At 55.2% G+C, this 17,085-nt stretch carries 18 protein-coding genes; 5 read left to right on the forward strand and 13 right to left on the reverse strand.

Annotation, left to right across the window (positions count from 1 at the left end):
* The first annotated feature begins 28 nt into the window (after nt 1-28).
* The 3 genes from ribE to thiL all read left to right on the forward strand — a co-directional run bounded on the left by ribE (nt 29) and on the right by thiL (nt 1,990).
* Complete coding sequence (gene ribE, locus K5I40_RS12585) at nt 29-499, forward strand: 6,7-dimethyl-8-ribityllumazine synthase (protein WP_039032362.1); 471 nt, start codon at nt 29-31, stop codon at nt 497-499.
* A gap of 21 nt (nt 500-520) precedes the next feature.
* A complete protein-coding gene (gene nusB / locus K5I40_RS12590) occupies nt 521-940 on the forward strand; it encodes a transcription antitermination factor NusB (protein WP_032616814.1) in 420 nt (139 codons plus the stop codon).
* 78 nt (nt 941-1,018) lie between these two features.
* Nucleotides 1,019-1,990, forward strand: a complete 972-nt coding sequence (thiL, locus tag K5I40_RS12595; RefSeq protein ID WP_138370626.1) for a thiamine-phosphate kinase — start codon at nt 1,019-1,021, stop codon at nt 1,988-1,990.
* A gap of 106 nt (nt 1,991-2,096) precedes the next feature.
* Here the strand turns inward: thiL and K5I40_RS12600 are convergent, their stop codons facing one another.
* The 4 genes from K5I40_RS12600 to xseB form a co-directional block, all read right to left on the reverse strand.
* Entirely contained in the window at nt 2,097-3,071 is a 975-nt protein-coding gene (locus K5I40_RS12600; protein ID WP_223074658.1) for an aldo/keto reductase, read from the reverse strand.
* 65 nt (nt 3,072-3,136) lie between these two features.
* Nucleotides 3,137-4,999: a 1-deoxy-D-xylulose-5-phosphate synthase gene (dxs, locus tag K5I40_RS12605; RefSeq protein ID WP_223074659.1), complete on the reverse strand. Its 1,863-nt coding sequence runs from the start codon at nt 4,997-4,999 to the stop codon at nt 3,137-3,139.
* Between the two features lie 24 nt (nt 5,000-5,023).
* Nucleotides 5,024-5,923 carry a (2E,6E)-farnesyl diphosphate synthase gene (gene ispA, locus K5I40_RS12610; RefSeq protein ID WP_039032366.1) on the reverse strand — a complete coding sequence of 300 codons (900 nt, stop codon included), beginning with the start codon at nt 5,921-5,923 and terminating at the stop codon, nt 5,024-5,026.
* On the reverse strand, nt 5,924-6,166 hold the full coding sequence (gene xseB, locus K5I40_RS12615; RefSeq protein WP_032616819.1) for an exodeoxyribonuclease VII small subunit: 243 nt from the start codon (nt 6,164-6,166) through the stop codon (nt 5,924-5,926).
* A 189-nt stretch (nt 6,167-6,355) separates the two neighbouring features.
* On the opposite strand from xseB, the gene thiI reads away from it, so the two are divergent.
* On the forward strand, nt 6,356-7,804 hold the full coding sequence (gene thiI / locus K5I40_RS12620) for a tRNA uracil 4-sulfurtransferase ThiI (protein ID WP_039032429.1): 1,449 nt from the start codon (nt 6,356-6,358) through the stop codon (nt 7,802-7,804).
* A gap of 83 nt (nt 7,805-7,887) precedes the next feature.
* Here thiI and yajL read toward each other — a convergent pair whose 3' ends face one another.
* Complete coding sequence (gene yajL, locus K5I40_RS12625; protein WP_039032367.1) at nt 7,888-8,481, reverse strand: protein deglycase YajL; 594 nt, start codon at nt 8,479-8,481, stop codon at nt 7,888-7,890.
* Nucleotides 8,444-9,355, reverse strand: coding sequence for a 2-dehydropantoate 2-reductase (panE, locus tag K5I40_RS12630; RefSeq protein WP_223074660.1), 912 nt, complete (start codon nt 9,353-9,355; stop codon nt 8,444-8,446). Before panE ends, yajL begins: the two co-directional genes overlap by 38 nt.
* A gap of 129 nt (nt 9,356-9,484) precedes the next feature.
* Between panE and K5I40_RS12635 the strand changes: the two genes are divergently transcribed.
* Nucleotides 9,485-9,976, forward strand: coding sequence for a YajQ family cyclic di-GMP-binding protein (locus K5I40_RS12635; RefSeq protein WP_223074661.1), 492 nt, complete (start codon nt 9,485-9,487; stop codon nt 9,974-9,976).
* A gap of 29 nt (nt 9,977-10,005) precedes the next feature.
* Here K5I40_RS12635 and K5I40_RS12640 read toward each other — a convergent pair whose 3' ends face one another.
* From K5I40_RS12640 to cyoA, 7 genes are all read right to left on the reverse strand, one after another.
* Nucleotides 10,006-11,367: an MFS transporter gene (locus tag K5I40_RS12640; RefSeq protein WP_139564432.1), complete on the reverse strand. Its 1,362-nt coding sequence runs from the start codon at nt 11,365-11,367 to the stop codon at nt 10,006-10,008.
* 291 nt (nt 11,368-11,658) lie between these two features.
* Complete coding sequence (locus K5I40_RS12645; RefSeq protein WP_039032371.1) at nt 11,659-11,991, reverse strand: hypothetical protein; 333 nt, start codon at nt 11,989-11,991, stop codon at nt 11,659-11,661.
* Between the two features lie 242 nt (nt 11,992-12,233).
* Nucleotides 12,234-13,121 carry a heme o synthase gene (gene cyoE, locus K5I40_RS12650; protein ID WP_039032372.1) on the reverse strand — a complete coding sequence of 296 codons (888 nt, stop codon included), beginning with the start codon at nt 13,119-13,121 and terminating at the stop codon, nt 12,234-12,236.
* An 11-nt stretch (nt 13,122-13,132) separates the two neighbouring features.
* Complete coding sequence (locus K5I40_RS12655; RefSeq protein ID WP_032616827.1) at nt 13,133-13,459, reverse strand: cytochrome o ubiquinol oxidase subunit IV; 327 nt, start codon at nt 13,457-13,459, stop codon at nt 13,133-13,135.
* Nucleotides 13,459-14,073, reverse strand: a complete 615-nt coding sequence (locus K5I40_RS12660; protein ID WP_138370623.1) for a cytochrome o ubiquinol oxidase subunit III — start codon at nt 14,071-14,073, stop codon at nt 13,459-13,461. Before K5I40_RS12660 ends, K5I40_RS12655 begins: the two co-directional genes overlap by 1 nt.
* On the reverse strand, nt 14,063-16,054 hold the full coding sequence (gene cyoB / locus K5I40_RS12665) for a cytochrome o ubiquinol oxidase subunit I (protein ID WP_039032374.1): 1,992 nt from the start codon (nt 16,052-16,054) through the stop codon (nt 14,063-14,065). Before cyoB ends, K5I40_RS12660 begins: the two co-directional genes overlap by 11 nt.
* 16 nt (nt 16,055-16,070) lie before the next feature.
* Nucleotides 16,071-17,018 carry a cytochrome o ubiquinol oxidase subunit II gene (gene cyoA / locus K5I40_RS12670; protein WP_039032375.1) on the reverse strand — a complete coding sequence of 316 codons (948 nt, stop codon included), beginning with the start codon at nt 17,016-17,018 and terminating at the stop codon, nt 16,071-16,073.
* Between the last annotated feature and the right edge of the window lie 67 nt (nt 17,019-17,085).

Here is a 17,085-nt window from a genome sequence, read left to right on the forward strand (position 1 = left end):
CCACCAAATGAACCCGTTAAGGAAGAGTATGAACATTATTGAAGCAGCCGTTGCTACCCCGGACGCTCGCGTCGCCATCACCATTGCGCGTTTCAACAACTTCATCAACGACAGCCTGCTGGATGGCGCGATTGACGCCCTGAAACGTATCGGCCAGGTGAAAGACGAAAACATTACCGTTGTCTGGGTTCCGGGTGCTTACGAACTGCCACTGGCAGCGGGCGCACTGGCGAAAACCGGCAAGTACGATGCGGTAATCGCGCTGGGTACGGTGATTCGTGGCGGTACCGCGCACTTTGAATATGTTGCGGGTGGCGCAAGCAACGGTCTGGCGCACGTGGCTCAGGATGCAGAAATTCCTGTCGCGTTCGGCGTACTCACCACTGAAAGTATTGAACAAGCCATCGAACGTGCTGGCACCAAAGCCGGTAACAAAGGTGCAGAAGCTGCACTGACCGCGCTTGAAATGATCAATGTATTGAAAGCCATCAAGGCCTGATTTTTTTGTAAGGGGAATTCCGTGAAACCTGCTGCTCGTCGCCGCGCCCGTGAATGTGCCGTACAGGCACTTTACTCCTGGCAGTTGTCCCAGAACGACATCGCTGATGTTGAATACCAGTTCCTGGCGGAACAAGACGTCAAAGACGTTGACGTCGTGTACTTCCGTGAACTGCTGTCGGGAGTGGCGACTAATAGCGCGTATCTCGATGGTCTGATGAAACCGTACCTGTCCCGTCTGCTCGAAGAGTTGGGCCAGGTTGAAAAAGCGGTGCTGCGTATCGCACTCTTTGAGCTGTCTAAACGTGACGATGTGCCGTACAAAGTGGCCATCAACGAAGCGATCGAACTGGCGAAAACCTTCGGTGCTGAAGACAGCCACAAGTTTGTGAATGGCGTGCTGGATAAAGCTGCACCTGCGATCCGTCCCCGTAAAAAGTGATCCGCAAGCCGGAGTGTCGTACTGCCCATCGGGCGGTGCGGGCTCCGGTTTTTTATTTTCTTTGCTGAGGCATAACGTATGGCATGCGGCGAATTTTCCCTGATTGCCCGTTATTTTGACCGAGTCAGAAGCTCGCGTCGCGATGTGGAAACCGGCATCGGCGACGACTGTGCACTTCTCAATATTCCCGATAAACAGACGCTGGCAATCAGCACCGACACGTTAGTGTGCGGCCACCATTTTCTGCCGGATATCGATCCTGCCGATCTGGCGTATAAAGCGCTGGCGGTGAACCTGAGCGATCTGGCGGCAATGGGAGCCGATCCGGCGTGGTTAACCCTCGCGCTGACCCTGCCGAAGGTCGATGAAAGCTGGCTTGAGGCCTTCAGCGACGCGCTGTTTGAACAGCTTAATTACTACGATATGCAGCTGATCGGTGGCGATACCACCGCCGGACCGCTGTCGATGACGCTGGCGATCCACGGCTACGTGCCGGCAGGGCGCGCGCTGAAACGCTCTGGCGCGAAGCCCGGCGACTGGATTTACGTGACCGGCACGCCGGGCGATAGCGCGGCAGGACTGGCCATTTTGCAGAAGCAATTCGTGGTGGAAAACGACGATGACGCGGCCTATTTCCTGCAACGTCATCTGCGCCCGACGCCGCGTATTTTGCAGGGGCAGGCGCTGCGCGATCGCGCCAGCGCTGCCATCGATCTGTCGGATGGCCTGATCTCCGATCTCGGGCATATCCTCAAGTCCAGCGGCGTTGGCGCGCGAGTCGATCTGAACGAATTCCCGCTCTCAGAGGCGATGCGCAGGCATGTCGAGCCAGAGCGCGCCTTACGCTGGGCGCTCTCCGGCGGCGAAGATTATGAGCTGTGCTTTACCGTTCCTGAGCTTAATCGCGGAACGCTGGATGTGGCGTTAGCCAATCTGGGGGCGCGGTACACCTGTATCGGGCAGATCATGCCGGAAAGCGAAGGGCTGCAGTTTGTGCAGAACGGCGAGCCAGTGACGCTCGACTGGAAAGGGTACGATCACTTCGCTTGATTTTAGCATTATGCGGTTTGTGCCGGGGGCGCTGCGCTTGCCCGGCCTACAAAACCCTGCACGATCCGTAGGCCGGGTAAGGCGAAGCCGCCACCCGGCTTTTTTATTACTTAAACCCAACTACCGGATGCTCTTTGTACGGCGTCTCCAGCTCGGCAATCTGCTCCGGCGTCAGAGTGATATCCACGGCGTTGATCAGCTCATCCAGCTGCTCTTCGCGCGAGGCGCCGATAATCGGAGCCGCAACCCCCCTTTTGCTCAGCACCCACGCCAGCGCCACCTGGGCGCGCGTCACCCCGAGATCTTCGGCAACTCCCGCTAAACGCTCGGCGATTTGCGCGTTGTTGGCTTCGGTTTCGTCATACAGCGTTTTGCCAAATTCGTCGGACACCGAGCGGGCCGTAGTTTCGCCCCATGGACGGGTCAAACGCCCGCGCGCCAGCGGACTCCACGGGATCACCGCTACGCCGTGCTGGTAGCACAGGGGCAGCATCTCGCGCTCTTCTTCGCGATAGATCAGATTGTAGTGATCCTGCATGGTGACAAACGGCGCCCAGCCGTGTTGTTCCTGCAGCGCCAGCGCTTCAGCAAACTGGGCGGCATGCATCGATGAGGCGCCGATATAGCGCGCTTTGCCTGCTCTGACGACGTCGTTCAGCGCTTCCAGAGTCTCTTCAATCGGGGTGTTGTAATCCCAGCGGTGGATCTGCAGCAGATCGACATAATCCATATTCAGGCGACGCAGGCTGTCGTCAATGGAGCGCAGGATCTGCGCCCGGGAGAGACCTTCCGGCAGATCCCCCGTCTGATGGTAAACCTTGGTGGCGACCACAACGTCCTCGCGGCGGGCAAAGTCGCGCAGCGCCCGGCCGACGATCTCTTCGCTGCTGCCGTCGGAATAGCTGTTAGCGGTATCAAAGAAGTTAATGCCGCCTTCAAGGGCGTGTTTGATAATCGGACGGCTGCTCTCTTCCGGCAGCGTCCAGGCGTGCTTACCCCGGTCCGGTTCGCCAAAGGTCATACAGCCCAGGCAAAGACGGGAAACCTTAAGATCGGTTCTTCCTAATGTATTGTATTGCATGGTTCCACTCCTGCTGATTACTTAAAACGTACCGTTAAGCATAGCAGGAGCGGAAAGGGGAGGGATTATGCCAGCCAGGCGGCGATGCGCGCTTCGATACCAGCAGCATCCAGGCCGATTTCGGCGCGGGCTTCGTCCTGGGTACCCTGCGGGATAAAGTGGTCCGGCAGGCCGAGGTTCAGCACCGGCACGACTTTGCGTTTCGCCATTAGCACTTCGTTCACGCCGCTGCCTGCGCCACCCATAATCGCATTCTCTTCGAGGGTGATCAGCGCTTCATGCTCTGATGCCATCTCCAGAATCAGCGCTTCATCGAGCGGTTTCACAAAACGCATATCCACCAGCGTCGCGTTCAGGGATTCCGCCACTTTTGCCGCTTCCGGCATCAGCGTACCGAAGTTGAGGATCGCCAGCTTTTCGCCGCGACGTTTGACCACGCCTTTGCCAATCGGCAGTTTCGTCAGCGGCTCGAGGGTAACACCCACGGCGTTACCGCGCGGATAACGTACGGCGGTCGGGCCATCCTGATAGTGGTAACCGGTGAACAGCATCTGACGGCATTCGTTTTCGTCGCTCGGGGTCATGACCACCATATCCGGGATACAGCGCAGATAAGAGAGATCGAACGCCCCCTGGTGCGTCTGGCCGTCGGCGCCGACAATGCCCGCACGGTCAATGGCGAACAGCACCGGCAGTTTCTGGATCGCGACGTCGTGGATCACCTGGTCGTAGGCGCGTTGCAGGAAGGTGGAGTAGATCGCCACCACCGGCTTGTAGCCGCCAATCGCCAGGCCCGCAGCAAAGGTCACCGCATGCTGTTCGGCGATAGCGACATCAAAATACTGGGTCGGATACTTTCTGGAAAACTCGACCATACCGGACCCTTCACGCATCGCCGGCGTTACGGCCATCAGCTTGCTGTCTTTGGCGGCGGTTTCACACAGCCAGTCGCCGAAGATTTTTGAGTAGCTCGGCATGCCGCCGCTGCTTTTCGGCAGACAGCCGCTGGTTGGGTCGAACTTCGGTACCGCGTGGAAGGTGATCGGATCTTTTTCTGCCGGTTCGTAGCCACGACCTTTTTTGGTCATGATGTGCAGGAACTGCGGGCCTTTCAGATCGCGCATGTTTTTCAGCGTGCTGACCAGGCCCAGAACGTCGTGGCCATCTACCGGGCCGATGTAGTTAAAGCCCAGCTCTTCAAACAGCGTGCCGGGAACCACCATGCCCTTGATGTGCTCTTCGGTGCGACGCAGCAGCTCTTTGATTGGCGGTACGCCGGAGAGCACTTTTTTGCCGCCTTCGCGCAGGCTGGAGTACAGCTTGCCGGAGAGCAGATTTGCCAGGTGATTGTTCAACGCCCCGACGTTTTCGGAAATCGACATTTCGTTGTCATTGAGGACCACCAGCATATCCGGCTTGATATCGCCCGCGTGGTTCATCGCCTCAAAGGCCATCCCGGCGGTGATTGCGCCATCGCCAATCACGCAGACGGTGCGGCGCTGTTTGCCCTCTTTGGCAGCCGCGACGGCTACCCCGATCCCGGCGGAAATCGAGGTGGAGGAGTGCCCAACGCTCAGCACGTCGTACTCGCTTTCGCCCCGCCACGGGAACGGATGCAGGCCGCCTTTCTGGCGAATCGTGCCAATTTTATCGCGACGACCGGTGAGAATTTTGTGTGGATAAGCCTGATGACCCACGTCCCAGATCAGCTGATCGAACGGGGTGTTGTAGACATAATGCAGCGCCACGGTGAGCTCCACCGTGCCAAGCCCGGAGGCGAAATGGCCGCTGGAGCGGCTTACGCTGTCGAGCAGATAGCGACGCAGTTCGTCGCACAGCTTCGGCAGGCTCTCTTTCGGCAACAGACGTAACTCCTGGGTGGAGTCAACCAACGCCAGTGTCGGGTATTTGGCAATATCAAAACTCATCAGAGACTCATCGTGGTGTTTTCGTTATTTATCACGCTGGATTATATAGTCCGCTAGCGCTTCCAGTGCCGAGGTGTCCAGTGACTGCGCGGCCAGTTGTTCGAGCGACTGGCGGGCTTCAGCAATCAGGTCCCGGGCTTTTTGTTGGGCTTGCTCAAGGCCCAGAAGGGCGGGATAGGTACTTTTGCCAAGCTGCTGATCGGCACCCTGACGTTTACCCAATGTTGCAGTATCGCCCACGACATCCAGAATGTCATCCTGAACCTGGAAGGCTAAACCGATACTTTCGGCATAACGATCCAGAACGGGCAGGGCTTTACGTCCTCGCTCACCTGCGCTCAGCGCCCCCAGACGAACGGCTGCGCGGATCAGCGCCCCGGTCTTGTGACGGTGAATACGCTCCAGCTGTTCCAGATTAACCTGACGACCTTCCGCCTCCAGATCCAGCGCCTGACCGCCGCACATGCCCGCGACGCCGCTGGCCATCGCCAGTTCGGAAACCATCGCCAGACGGTCGCGATCCGCCACTTCAACCATCGGTGCATCGCTCAGAATTGAAAACGCCAGGGTTTGCAGGGCGTCGCCTGCCAGAATAGCGTTCGCTTCACCAAACTTAATATGGCAGGTCGGCTGGCCGCGGCGCAGGTCGTCGTCGTCCATGGCCGGCAGATCGTCATGGATCAGCGAATAGGCGTGGATACATTCGACCGCAGCGGCCGGAGCATCCAGCGTATCGGCGCTGATACCGAACATCCCGCCGGTGGCATACACCAGAAAAGGACGCAGGCGTTTACCGCCTAACAGTGCGCCATAGTGCATGGCCTCAACCAGTGGAGTGTTCTGAAAAGGCTGGGGTTCTATAAAACGGCGCAGTGCGTCGTTAGCACGCTCGACGCACGCCTGAAGCTGGTTCGAAAAATCCATCTACTCGGCATCCGGGGTGAAGGGGGTTGTGGCAGCGTCTTCGTTATCGGAAAGCAGGATCTGCACGCGCTGTTCCGCCTGTTGCAGCTTAACCTGGCCCTGGCGCGCCAGCTGTACGCCGCGTTCGAATTCATTAAGCGCCTCTTCTAACGGCAGATCGCCGCTTTCCAGACGGGTAACGATTTGCTCCAGTTCACTCAGCGCAGTTTCGAAACTGGCAGGTGCATCGTTTTTCTTCGGCATAGTGAATATCTGACTCTCTGTTTTTTATCCCTGATATGGTATCGGACTCAGGGTAATTATCAAATAACGCGCAATGTGCACAGGAGGCGCATGATGGTGGTATACTTGCGCGCCTGGATGCAGCCGCGGATGTGGGCTGCTTACTTTTCCATTACAAGCTTAAATGCTTGCCAAAGAAACATTGCCGCCATGAAGTTTATCATTAAATTGTTCCCTGAAATCACCATCAAAAGCCAATCTGTGCGTTTGCGCTTTATTAAAATTTTAACCGGGAACATTCGTAACGTTCTGAAGCATTACGACGAGACCCTCGCCGTCGTGCGTCACTGGGATCACGTCGAAGTCCGCGCTAAAGATGAAAACAAGCGCCTGGACATTCGTGATGCTTTAACCCGAATCCCCGGGATCCATCATATTCTGGAAGTGGAAGATGTCCCGTTCACTTCCCTGCACGACATTTTTGAACAGGCGCTGGCCCAGTATCGCGACCAGATCGAGGGCAAAACCTTCTGCGTGCGCGCCAAGCGTCGCGGTAAACATGAGTTTAGCTCCATTGAAGTAGAACGTTACGTCGGCGGCGGGCTGAACCAGCACGTTGAGTCCGCGCGCGTGCGTCTGACCAACCCGGAAGTGACCGTTAATCTGGAGATCGAAAACGACCGTCTGCTGCTGGTGAAGGGCCGCTACGAAGGGATCGGTGGTTTCCCGATTGGCACCCAGGAAGACGTGCTGTCGCTCATTTCCGGCGGTTTCGACTCCGGCGTTTCCAGCTATATGCTGATGCGTCGCGGCTGCCGCGTGCATTACTGCTTCTTTAACCTCGGCGGCGCTGCGCATGAAATTGGCGTGCGTCAGGTTGCGCATTATCTCTGGAACCGCTTCGGCAGCTCCCACCGCGTGCGTTTTGTTGCCATTAACTTCGAACCGGTGGTTGGCGAAATCCTCGAAAAAGTGGACGACGGCCAGATGGGCGTGGTGCTGAAGCGCATGATGGTGCGCGCGGCGTCGAAAGTGGCTGAGCGTTATGGCGTACAGGCGCTGGTTACCGGCGAAGCGTTGGGCCAGGTATCCAGCCAGACCCTGACCAACCTGCGTCTTATCGACAACGTATCCGACACGCTGATCCTGCGTCCGCTGATCTCTCACGATAAAGAGCACATCATCGATCTGGCGCGTGAGATCGGCACCGAAGACTTTGCCCGCACCATGCCGGAATACTGCGGCGTGATCTCTAAAAGCCCGACGGTTAAAGCGGTGAAGGCGAAGATCGAAGCGGAAGAGGAGAACTTCGATTTCTCCATCCTGGATAAAGTGGTGGAGGAAGCCTCTAACATTGATATCCGCGAAATCGCCCAGCAGACCGAGCAGGAAGTGGTCGAAGTGGAGACCGTTAACGGTTTCGGCCCGAATGACGTGCTGCTGGATATTCGCTCCGTCGATGAGCAGGACGCGAAGCCGTTTGAGCCGGAGGGTGTGGAAGTGGCCTCGCTGCCGTTCTACAAGCTGAGCACCAAATTTGGCGATCTCGACAAGAGCAAAACCTATCTGCTGTGGTGTGAGCGCGGGGTGATGAGCCGCCTGCAGGCGCTCTATCTACGCGAGCAGGGCTTCACCAATGTGAAGGTGTATCGTCCGTAGTTGTTAAGCCGGGTGGCGGCTACGCCTTACCCGGCCTACATAAATCGCGTAGGCCCGGCAAGCGTAGCGCCGCCGGGCAATTCCTACGCTTCGTAATAGTTATAAATCCCCGCCGCCATCACCAGGGACGACGCGACTTCATACGCTTTTTCTCGCCCAACCAGCAGTTCGATAATCTTCAGCGCAAAATCAATCGACGTGCCCGGCCCCTGGCTGGTTAACAGGTTCACTCGCGGATCCCAGACCATACGTTTGTCCACCCACTGCTCTTCAGGGATTTTATCCTTGAGGGTCGGGAAACCGGTCATATTGCCGATAGGGAAGATGTTATGCGGCACCAGCACCGTGGCTGCTGCCGCACAGATTGCCGCAACGATTCGCCCGGAATGGTGGAACTGCCTGACCGTCTCGACCAGCAGCGGGCTGTCGCGGAAACACTCCGCGCCTTTCAGGCCACCCGGCAGGACGATCGCGTCGTAATCCCCGTCGGCGACCTCCACCAGCGGCGCATCTGCCACGATCTTCACCCCACGCGAGCAGGTAATAACCAGATTGCCATCGCTGGCGACGCTCGCCGTCGTGACGCTAATCCCGGCGCGAACCAGCAGATCGATGGTGGTAACCGCTTCGGTCTCTTCGCTACCAGGGGCGAGGCATACCAGTGCCGACGCGCTCATACTCACTCTCCTTACGTTTAACCTGTTCATACAGATGGACATTTTCCGGCACGCTAATACCGTGCGCCCGGGCGCGTTTTAGCAGGTAGCCGGTGATATAGTCAATTTCGGTATGGCGCAGCGCGCGGATGTCCTGCAGCATTGAGGAGATATTCTGCGCGGTGCTCTCAATGACCTCTTCAACGTAATAGCGGATATCCTCTTCCGACGTGTGAATGCCTTCCCGTTCTACCACCGCAGCCACTTCGGCGCACAGCGTCGCCACTTCCTCTGGATGATTTTTCAGCTCGCCGTTCGGGCAGTTCAGCAGGGCGGTGAGCGGGTTGATCACACAATTTACCGCCAGCTTGCGCCACATCTGCGGACGAATGTTATCGTGCCAGGCGACATCCGGCAGCACCTGCTGGAAGCGATCCGCCAGATAACTGTAGTCGCCCTCCTGGGCTCTGGCAGGGCCGATGTGGGTCATACCGCTGGCGACATGAACAATCACGTTGCCATCACGGCGGGCAGCGTGGGTGGTGATCGCCATCAGTAGCGGCTGGGGTATGTGTCTGAGCTCTTCAATGGTGCCCATGCCGTTGTGCAGTAACATAATCGGTGAGGTGCGGGGGAGGATGGTTGCCAGCGCCCGGACGGCATCGGAAACCTGCCAGGCTTTCAGGGTGACCAGCAGCAGATCGCTTTTCGCGAGAAAATCAGGATCGTTAGCGGTAAGAGATTCGTTAAAGATACTCCCGTCTTCTTCAATCAGGTTTACACTGCAATAGGGCTGTGGCACGCGCAGCCAGCCCTGTACTTCATGCCCATGTTTGCAAAGTGCGGTGAGCCAAAGTTGTCCCAATGCTCCGCATCCGAGCACGGTAATTTTCATCGTTCCTCCTCACCTGCAACTGCGCCAGGTGTTACAGCATTTAGTATAGCGTCGACAACTAAGCTTCTGTTGAGTTATGCCCCGTAGCGGGTATTATGCAACGCAACAAAAGTGAAGGGAGAAGAAAAGATGCCATCTTTCGATATTGTTTCCGAAGTTGATATCCAGGAAGTACGTAACGGCGTGGACAACGCCAGCCGCGAGGTTGAATCTCGCTTCGATTTTCGTGGCGTTGAGGCCTCATTTGAGCTGAACGACGCGAATAAGACCATTAAGGTACTGAGCGAGTCTGATTTCCAGGTAACGCAGCTGCTGGACATTCTGCGTGCCAAGCTGCTGAAGCGTGGTATCGAAGGGACCTCCCTTGACGTGCCGGAAACCTTCGTTCACAGCGGGAAAACCTGGTTTGTTGAAGCCAAACTGAAGCAGGGTATTGAGAGCGCGACGCAGAAGAAAATCGTTAAGCTCATCAAAGACAGCAAGCTGAAGGTACAGGCGCAAATCCAGGGCGAAGAGATCCGCGTTACCGGGAAATCCCGCGACGATCTGCAGGGCGTGATGGCGCTGGTGCGTGGCGGCAATCTCGGCCAGCCGTTCCAGTTCAAAAACTTCCGCGATTAAGAAAAAGCCCGGCAGAGCCGGGCTTTTTTTCAGGCTTTCAGCGCCTGCTCAACTTCGAAGCGGTTAGTTATTTTACTGTCGATTTTGACATACAAACTGCGCTCTTCCGGCACCAATAATACCTCACTGACACCCTCTTTTGCTTCAAGACGCTGTTTTAACCGATCGTCCACCTCAATGTCCTGCGGAATTTCCACCCGCAGACTGCTGACGTACCGCGGCTCTTTCATGGTACTGGCGACCAGTAACCAAAGCGTTGACAGCAGCGCACCCGCCAGGAAAACGGTCTGAGAATCAAACACTCCATCGACCCAGCCGCCCAGCGCTCCGCCGATAGCCACGCCGATAAACTGGCTGGTGGAGTAGATCCCCATTGCCGTGCCTTTATAGCCTGCCGGCGACTCTTTGCTGATCAGCGACGGCAGCAGGGCTTCCATCAGGTTGAAGGCCAGGAAGAAGAGTTGTACGCCGGCAACCAGCTCCCAGAAGTGCGGGCCTGAGCCCCACAATACGATTTCCGCAATCAACAACAGGGCGACGCAGGAAATGAAGACGCGCTTCATCCGGCGCTTCACTTCGGCATAGATAATAAATGGCACCACGGAGACAAACGAGATGAGCATGGTGACCAGGTAGATTTTCCAGTGCTCGGCCGCCGGGAAACCGGCCGCGGCGAGCTGGCCGGGCAGGGCGACAAAGGTGGACATCAGCAGAATATGCAGACACATGATGCCAAAGTTGAGCTTGAGCAGGCGCGGCTCAACCAGCACTTTGCTGAAGCAGCCTTTAACCATCCCCGACTCACGGTTCAGCACATGGTTTTTGCTGTCCGGCACCACCCAGATCGTCAGGGCGATACCGACGGTCGCCAGCACGGCGATCATCCAGAACAACGCATGGAGCCCAAGTGCATGGGTAACGATCGGCCCCAGAACCATCGCGATGGCAAAGGTCACGCCGAAGCTGACGCCAATAAAGGCCATCGCCTTGGTGCGGTTCTGTTCGCGGGTCAGATCGGAGAGCAGCGCCATCACGGCGGCGGCAATGGCGCCGGAGCCCTGCAACGCACGGCCGAGAATAATTCCCCAGATGGAGTGGGAGAGGGCGGCTATTACGCTACCGGCGACGAAGACCAGCAGCCCGCCGACGATTAACGGTTTGCGACCCACGCGATCGGAGAGCAGGCCGAAGGGGATCTGGAATATTGCCTGCGCCAGGCCGTAAATACCGATGGCAAGACCAATCAGCGCCTCGCTTGCTCCCTGTAACGCCATGCCGTATGTCGTCAGTACCGGCAGGACCATAAACATGCCGAGCATACGCAGCGAAAAAACCGTCCCCAAACCCCAGGTGGCACGAAGCTCGCCTGGCGTCATTTTATAATCGTTCATTACCACCTCTGTCTGAAAAGCGCGTCCAGTGTAGTCTGAGAGCGGTGTGGGGTAAACAGAGTGATGATAAACAATTATTTCTATAGTTAATGATTTGTGCGATTAAACATATAGTAGCGTTATGGTTGCTATCTAAGGCAGGTGAAAGTGCGGAATCTAATTATTCAGCAGAGATTTTATAATAGAAATTGGATATATGAGTGAGAATTAATAAAACTACCAGTAATTATATAAGCCATTTGCAGGGTCAGGATAATTATAGAACTATCCCGACCCTGAACTTATTACGGTTTACGCGCTAGCGCTGACAAGGAAACTATTCCAGTCTGATGCCGCGTTATTTACGAAAGATGACCAGCTGTTACCTGCCGTTTGAACAAAAGCGCCCCAGTTATTTGAACCGCTATCTACGAAGGTTTGCCAGTTAGATTCGCCTGCGACGAACTTACCAAACGAAACAGTGCTGTCAATCACGAAGTTAGCAAAAGCCTCGCCTGAAGTCAGGGCGAAGGAGCCAAAGCCAAAGCCGGAGTTAACGGTAAAATTCAGGAAACCGCTTGCGGCGCCGATCAGATTAAAACCACCGGAGATATAATGCATTTCATTCATTGATAATTCTTTCATTCATATTTCCTTATTAAATGAAAATGGGTAAGTGAGAAAATTACTCACGGCCCAAGGTTACCATTCTGAAATACAAACAAGACAGGGAAATTTACATTAAGTGGTTTACATGCTCTTTTTTTAACTTGATTAATATTTAATGGTTATTTTTGGTGGGATATTAATTTATTTTCAATATAAAATAAAAAAAACAGCCCGCGACCATAAGGTGGCGGGCTGTTGAGCCACTCAGTCTGACGATGTTACCAGACGTAAGTCAGCAGATTACCAGAGTCAGGCACCATAAAATCGACGGACATCATTACCGAGAGGGAAGTGATAGCGACAATCGAGAACACAAACAGTTTGCGCGCCCAGACTTTATCGTCTTCCACTTTATAACCCCGCAGCGCCATACCGAGCCACCAGACGCTCACCGCGGCAGCAACCACCAGATATTTATATCCAGCGTAACCGCCCAGCGACAGCATCAGGGTAGCAACCGCAAACGCAATGATGTAGAGCGTGATATGGTTCTTGGCGACTGAGATGCCTTTCACCACCGGCAGAACCGGAATGTTCGCTGCCTGATAATCCTTGAAGCGGAAAATCGCAATGGCGTAGGAGTGCGGCATCTGCCACAGGCTAAAGATAGCCAGCAGGATGAGCGCACCGCTGTCGAACTCGTTGGTGACCGCGCAGTAGCCAATCACCGGCGGCGCAGCGCCGGAGAGAGAACCAATCAGCGTACCGTAGACGGAGTGACGCTTCATATACAGGCTGTAGACGCCCACATACACCACGAAACCCATAACCCCCAGCCAGCAGGCCAGAGGGTTGGCGCCGAACCACAGCAGCATAAAGCCAGCAATACCCAGCAAGGTGGCGTACACCAGCGAGACGGCAGGGGACATCAGGCCTTTTACCAGCACCCGATTCTTGGTCCTTTCCATCTTCCTGTCGATATCCATGTCGATGTAGTTGTTAAATACACAACCGGACGCAACAACCAGTGACACCCCAATCAGCGTGTAGATAAAGAGGGTGTAGTCGATGCTGCCTTTAGAAGCCAGCAGGAACCCTCCGATCACCGAGATCAGGTTGCCAAAGATGATGCCTGGTTTTGTTACTTGCAGGTATTGCTTAAACATACTCGCCGCTCTTAGTGAACCATCATGTTGTAGTTGAGGTTCCACATAATCCAGATGGATCCGACTACCAGGATTGCGATGATAATCACGGTAAAGATGAATGCTGTCATATTCCAGCCTTCATCAGACTTGGTGTTCATGTGCAGGAAGCAAACCAGATGCACCAGAATCTGCACTACCGCAGTAACCAGGACAGTGCCCAGGATCGCCGCGTGAGAAGCAGTACCGCTCATCACCATCCAGAACGGGATGACCGTCAGGATGATCGACAGGATAAAACCTGTCATGTAGGTTTTTACGCTGCCGTGGGAAGCGCCATGATCGTTAGAATGACTCATTACATCGCCCCCATCAGATACACAACAGAGAACACACAGATCCAGACCACATCCAGGAAGTGCCAGAACAGGCTCAGGCACATGATACGGGTGCGGTTAGTGCTGGTCAGGCCGCGACGGGATACCTGGAACATCAGTACCGCCATCCAGATCAGACCGGACGTTACGTGCAGACCGTGAGTGCCTACCAGCGCGAAGAACGCGGACAGGAAGCCACTGCGATCCGGGCCGAAGCCTTCTGCGATCAGGTGATGGAATTCATAGATTTCCATCCCGATAAATCCAGCACCGAACAACCAGGTCAACGCCAGCCAGGAAACAACCTGGCTCTTGTTGTTTTTGTACATGGCGATAGCCGCCATGCCGTAGGTGATGGAGCTGAACAGCAGCAGTGCGGTTTCAACCAGAACGAACGGCAGCTCGAAAATGTCCTTGCCGGTCGGGCCGCCCGCTGTGCCGTTCACCAGAACGGCATAGGTCGCGAACAGACAGCAGAACAGGATGCAGTCGCTCATCAGGTAGATCCAGAAGCCGAAGACTTTCATCGGCCCTGTATCGTGGTGCCCGTGATCATGCGCATGGGCGGTCGCGTGGGTTAAAGTATCAGTTGCCATTTTTCAGCCCCGCTTTAGCAATCTCGTCGAAATGCTGTTTTTCCAGAATTTCAACTTCACGGACTGGTACGTAGTAGTCCACGTCCTCATCAAAGCTCTTCACAATCCAGCTGATTACGATGCCAGCAAAACCGACGATCGCAAGCCACCAGATGTGCCAGATCATTGCGAAACCAAATACCGTAGCGAAGGCGGCGATAACAATGCCCGCACCGCTGTTTTTCGGCATGTGGATCTCTTCGTAATGCGCAGGCTGCTTGTACGCTTCGCCTTTCTCTTTCATTTCCCAGAATGCATCACGCTCATGAATGTGCGGCACAACGGCAAAGTTATAGAACGGCGGTGGAGAAGAAGTTGCCCACTCCAGCGTACGGCCACCCCATGGGTCACCGGTCAGGTCACGGTTCTGATCGCGGTCGCGAATAGAGACGTAGAACTGAATCAGCTGAGACGCGATACCACAGGCAATCAGAACGGCGCCGCCCGCTGCAATCATCAGCATTGGGTGGAACTGCGGATCGATCTGCTGGCTCAGACGACGGGTCATACCCATGAAGCCCAGCACGTACAGCGGCATAAATGCCACGAAGAAGCCGATGATCCAGAACCAGAACGCGCGTTTACCCCAGGTTTCGTTCAGCGTGAAGCCGAACGCTTTTGGCCACCAGTAGGTTACGCCAGCGAAGCAGCCGAAGACGACGCCGCCGATGATAACGTTATGGAAGTGCGCAATCAGGAACAGGCTGTTGTGCAGAACGAAGTCAGCACCTGGAACAGCCAACAGTACGCCGGTCATCCCGCCTACGGAGAAGGTCACGATGAAGCCGATGGTCCACAGCATTGCTGAGTGGAACACAATACGGCCCTGGTACATGGTGAACAGCCAGTTGAAGATCTTAACCCCGGTCGGGATTGCGATAATCATGGTGGTGATACCGAAGAAGGCGTTTACGTTCGCGCCCGCACCCATGGTGAAGAAGTGGTGCAGCCAAACGATGAACGACAGGACGGTAATACACACGGTTGCCCACACCAGCGAGGTGTAACCAAACAGACGTTTACGCGAGAAGGTTGCTGCGATTTCGGAGAACACGCCGAAGACCGGCAGAACCAGGATGTACACTTCCGGGTGACCCCATGCCCAAATCAGGTTGATGTACATCATCATGTTGCCACCCATATCATTCGTGAAGAAATGGGTGCCCAGGTAACGATCCAGGGTCAGCAGCGCGATGGTGACGGTCAGAATTGGGAATGACGCGATAATCAGGATGTTGGCGCACAGAGATGCCCAGGTAAATACCGGCATCTTGAACATGGTCATGCCAGGGGCACGCATCTTGATAATGGTCACGAAGAAGTTAATACCGGTCAGGGTAGTACCGACACCGGAGAGCTGCAGCGCCCAAATCCAGTAATCAACACCTACGCCAGGACTGTATTCAATTCCAGAAAGCGGCGGATAGGCCAGCCAACCGGTCTGTGCGAACTCACCGACGCCCAGAGACAGGTTAACCAGAATCACACCGACAACCGTGAACCAGAAGCTCAGGTTGTTCAGGAACGGGAACGCAACGTCACGCGCGCCGATCTGCAGCGGCACAACAACGTTCATCAGACCGATAACCAGCGGCATCGCTACGAAGAAGATCATAATCACGCCGTGCGCGGTAAAGATCTGGTCGTAGTGGTGCGGCGGCAGGAAGCCTGCTTCGCCAGCGGAGGCAAGCGCCTGCTGGCTACGCATCATGATCGCATCCGCAAAGCCACGAATTAACATGACGATACCGACGATGCAGTACATGATACCGAGTTTTTTGTGGTCGACCGAAGTCAGCCACTCATTCCACAGGTAGCTCCACTTACCGAAGTAAGTGATCAGGCCAACTAAGGCCGCGCCACCAATGATAATTGCAGCAATCGTAACCATGATAATGGGTTCATGGTACGGCACTGAATCCAGTGTCAATTTTCCGAACATTTTCTTCCTCGGCCCCTTAGTGAGCGGTTTCCGCGTGGCTCATGTCCATGCCTTCCATACCTTCGTGCGCGCTGTGCTCGCCTTCAGGCTGGGTCACGTCCATGCTCATGCCATGTCCCATAAATTTGCCAATAACATCTTTGAACAAATTCGGTTTCACGTTAGAGAAGTACTCCACTTTGTTGTATTCGCTAGGCGTTGCCACTTTGTCGAACGCGGCCATGTCAGACATGGTGTTCGGGGACTGTTTCGCTTTAGCAACCCACTGGTCGAAAGCGGCACGGTCAGGCGTGGCAATGGCTTTGAACTTCATACCTGAGAAGCCCGGGCCACTGTAGCTGGCGGAGATACCGTCATAGGTGCCTGCTTCATTCGCGATCAGGTGCAGGTTAGTCTGCATACCGGCCATCGCGTAAATCTGGCTGCCCAGACGCGGGATAAAGAAGGAGTTCATCACGGAGTTAGAGGTGACTTTGAACTCTACCGGAGTGTTCGCCGGGAAGGCGATTTCATTCACGGTAGCAATGCCCTGTTCCGGATAGATGAAGAACCATTTCCAGTCCATGGAGACCACTTCGATGGTGATAGGTTTCTCATCGTGAACCAGCGGTTTGCTCGGCTCAAGCGCGTGAGTGGTTTTCCATGTCAGTACGGCCAGGAACAGGATGATCAGGATAGGCACCGTCCAGACCACAGCTTCCACTTTATTGGAGTGTGACCAGTTAGGGCTATACTTCGCATCTTTATTGCTCGCACGGTACTTCCACGCAAAACCAACAGCCATCAAAATGGCAGGAATAACGACGATCATCATCAGGCCGAAAGCCGTCAGAATCAGGGAACGTTGTTCCAGTCCAATCTGTCCTTTGGGGTCCAGAAGCGCAGAATCACAGCCACTGAGTAAAACAGTGCCTGCAATTAACGACAACCAGCCCAAACCTTTATTGTATTTCCTAAGTGTCATTTAACGACCTCAATTCCACGGGGACCTTGGTGGCGTTTAAAGTGTGGGGGCATTTTACGGGAAGGTT

The sequence above is a fragment of the Leclercia sp. LTM14 genome (genome assembly GCF_023736175.1).
GTDB classification, from domain to species: domain Bacteria; phylum Pseudomonadota; class Gammaproteobacteria; order Enterobacterales; family Enterobacteriaceae; genus Enterobacter; species Enterobacter barmai.

What these genes read in the sequence shown, in the direction of transcription:
- K5I40_RS12635 (WP_223074661.1), top strand. Translation starts at nt 9,485, where the DNA reads ATGCCATCTTTCGATATTGTTTCCGAAGTTGATATCCAGGAAGTACGT.
- K5I40_RS12640 (WP_139564432.1), bottom strand. Translation starts at nt 11,367, where the DNA reads ATGAACGATTATAAAATGACGCCAGGCGAGCTTCGTGCCACCTGGGGT.
- ribE (WP_039032362.1), top strand. Translation starts at nt 29, where the DNA reads ATGAACATTATTGAAGCAGCCGTTGCTACCCCGGACGCTCGCGTCGCC.
- ispA (WP_039032366.1), bottom strand. Translation starts at nt 5,923, where the DNA reads ATGGATTTTTCGAACCAGCTTCAGGCGTGCGTCGAGCGTGCTAACGAC.
- K5I40_RS12660 (WP_138370623.1), bottom strand. Translation starts at nt 14,073, where the DNA reads ATGGCAACTGATACTTTAACCCACGCGACCGCCCATGCGCATGATCAC.
- cyoE (WP_039032372.1), bottom strand. Translation starts at nt 13,121, where the DNA reads ATGTTTAAGCAATACCTGCAAGTAACAAAACCAGGCATCATCTTTGGC.
- K5I40_RS12645 (WP_039032371.1), bottom strand. Translation starts at nt 11,991, where the DNA reads ATGAAAGAATTATCAATGAATGAAATGCATTATATCTCCGGTGGTTTT.
- thiI (WP_039032429.1), top strand. Translation starts at nt 6,356, where the DNA reads ATGAAGTTTATCATTAAATTGTTCCCTGAAATCACCATCAAAAGCCAA.
- panE (WP_223074660.1), bottom strand. Translation starts at nt 9,355, where the DNA reads ATGAAAATTACCGTGCTCGGATGCGGAGCATTGGGACAACTTTGGCTC.
- cyoA (WP_039032375.1), bottom strand. Translation starts at nt 17,018, where the DNA reads ATGACACTTAGGAAATACAATAAAGGTTTGGGCTGGTTGTCGTTAATT.
- dxs (WP_223074659.1), bottom strand. Translation starts at nt 4,999, where the DNA reads ATGAGTTTTGATATTGCCAAATACCCGACACTGGCGTTGGTTGACTCC.
- K5I40_RS12600 (WP_223074658.1), bottom strand. Translation starts at nt 3,071, where the DNA reads ATGCAATACAATACATTAGGAAGAACCGATCTTAAGGTTTCCCGTCTT.
- xseB (WP_032616819.1), bottom strand. Translation starts at nt 6,166, where the DNA reads ATGCCGAAGAAAAACGATGCACCTGCCAGTTTCGAAACTGCGCTGAGT.
- thiL (WP_138370626.1), top strand. Translation starts at nt 1,019, where the DNA reads ATGGCATGCGGCGAATTTTCCCTGATTGCCCGTTATTTTGACCGAGTC.
- K5I40_RS12655 (WP_032616827.1), bottom strand. Translation starts at nt 13,459, where the DNA reads ATGAGTCATTCTAACGATCATGGCGCTTCCCACGGCAGCGTAAAAACC.
- cyoB (WP_039032374.1), bottom strand. Translation starts at nt 16,054, where the DNA reads ATGTTCGGAAAATTGACACTGGATTCAGTGCCGTACCATGAACCCATT.
- yajL (WP_039032367.1), bottom strand. Translation starts at nt 8,481, where the DNA reads ATGAGCGCGTCGGCACTGGTATGCCTCGCCCCTGGTAGCGAAGAGACC.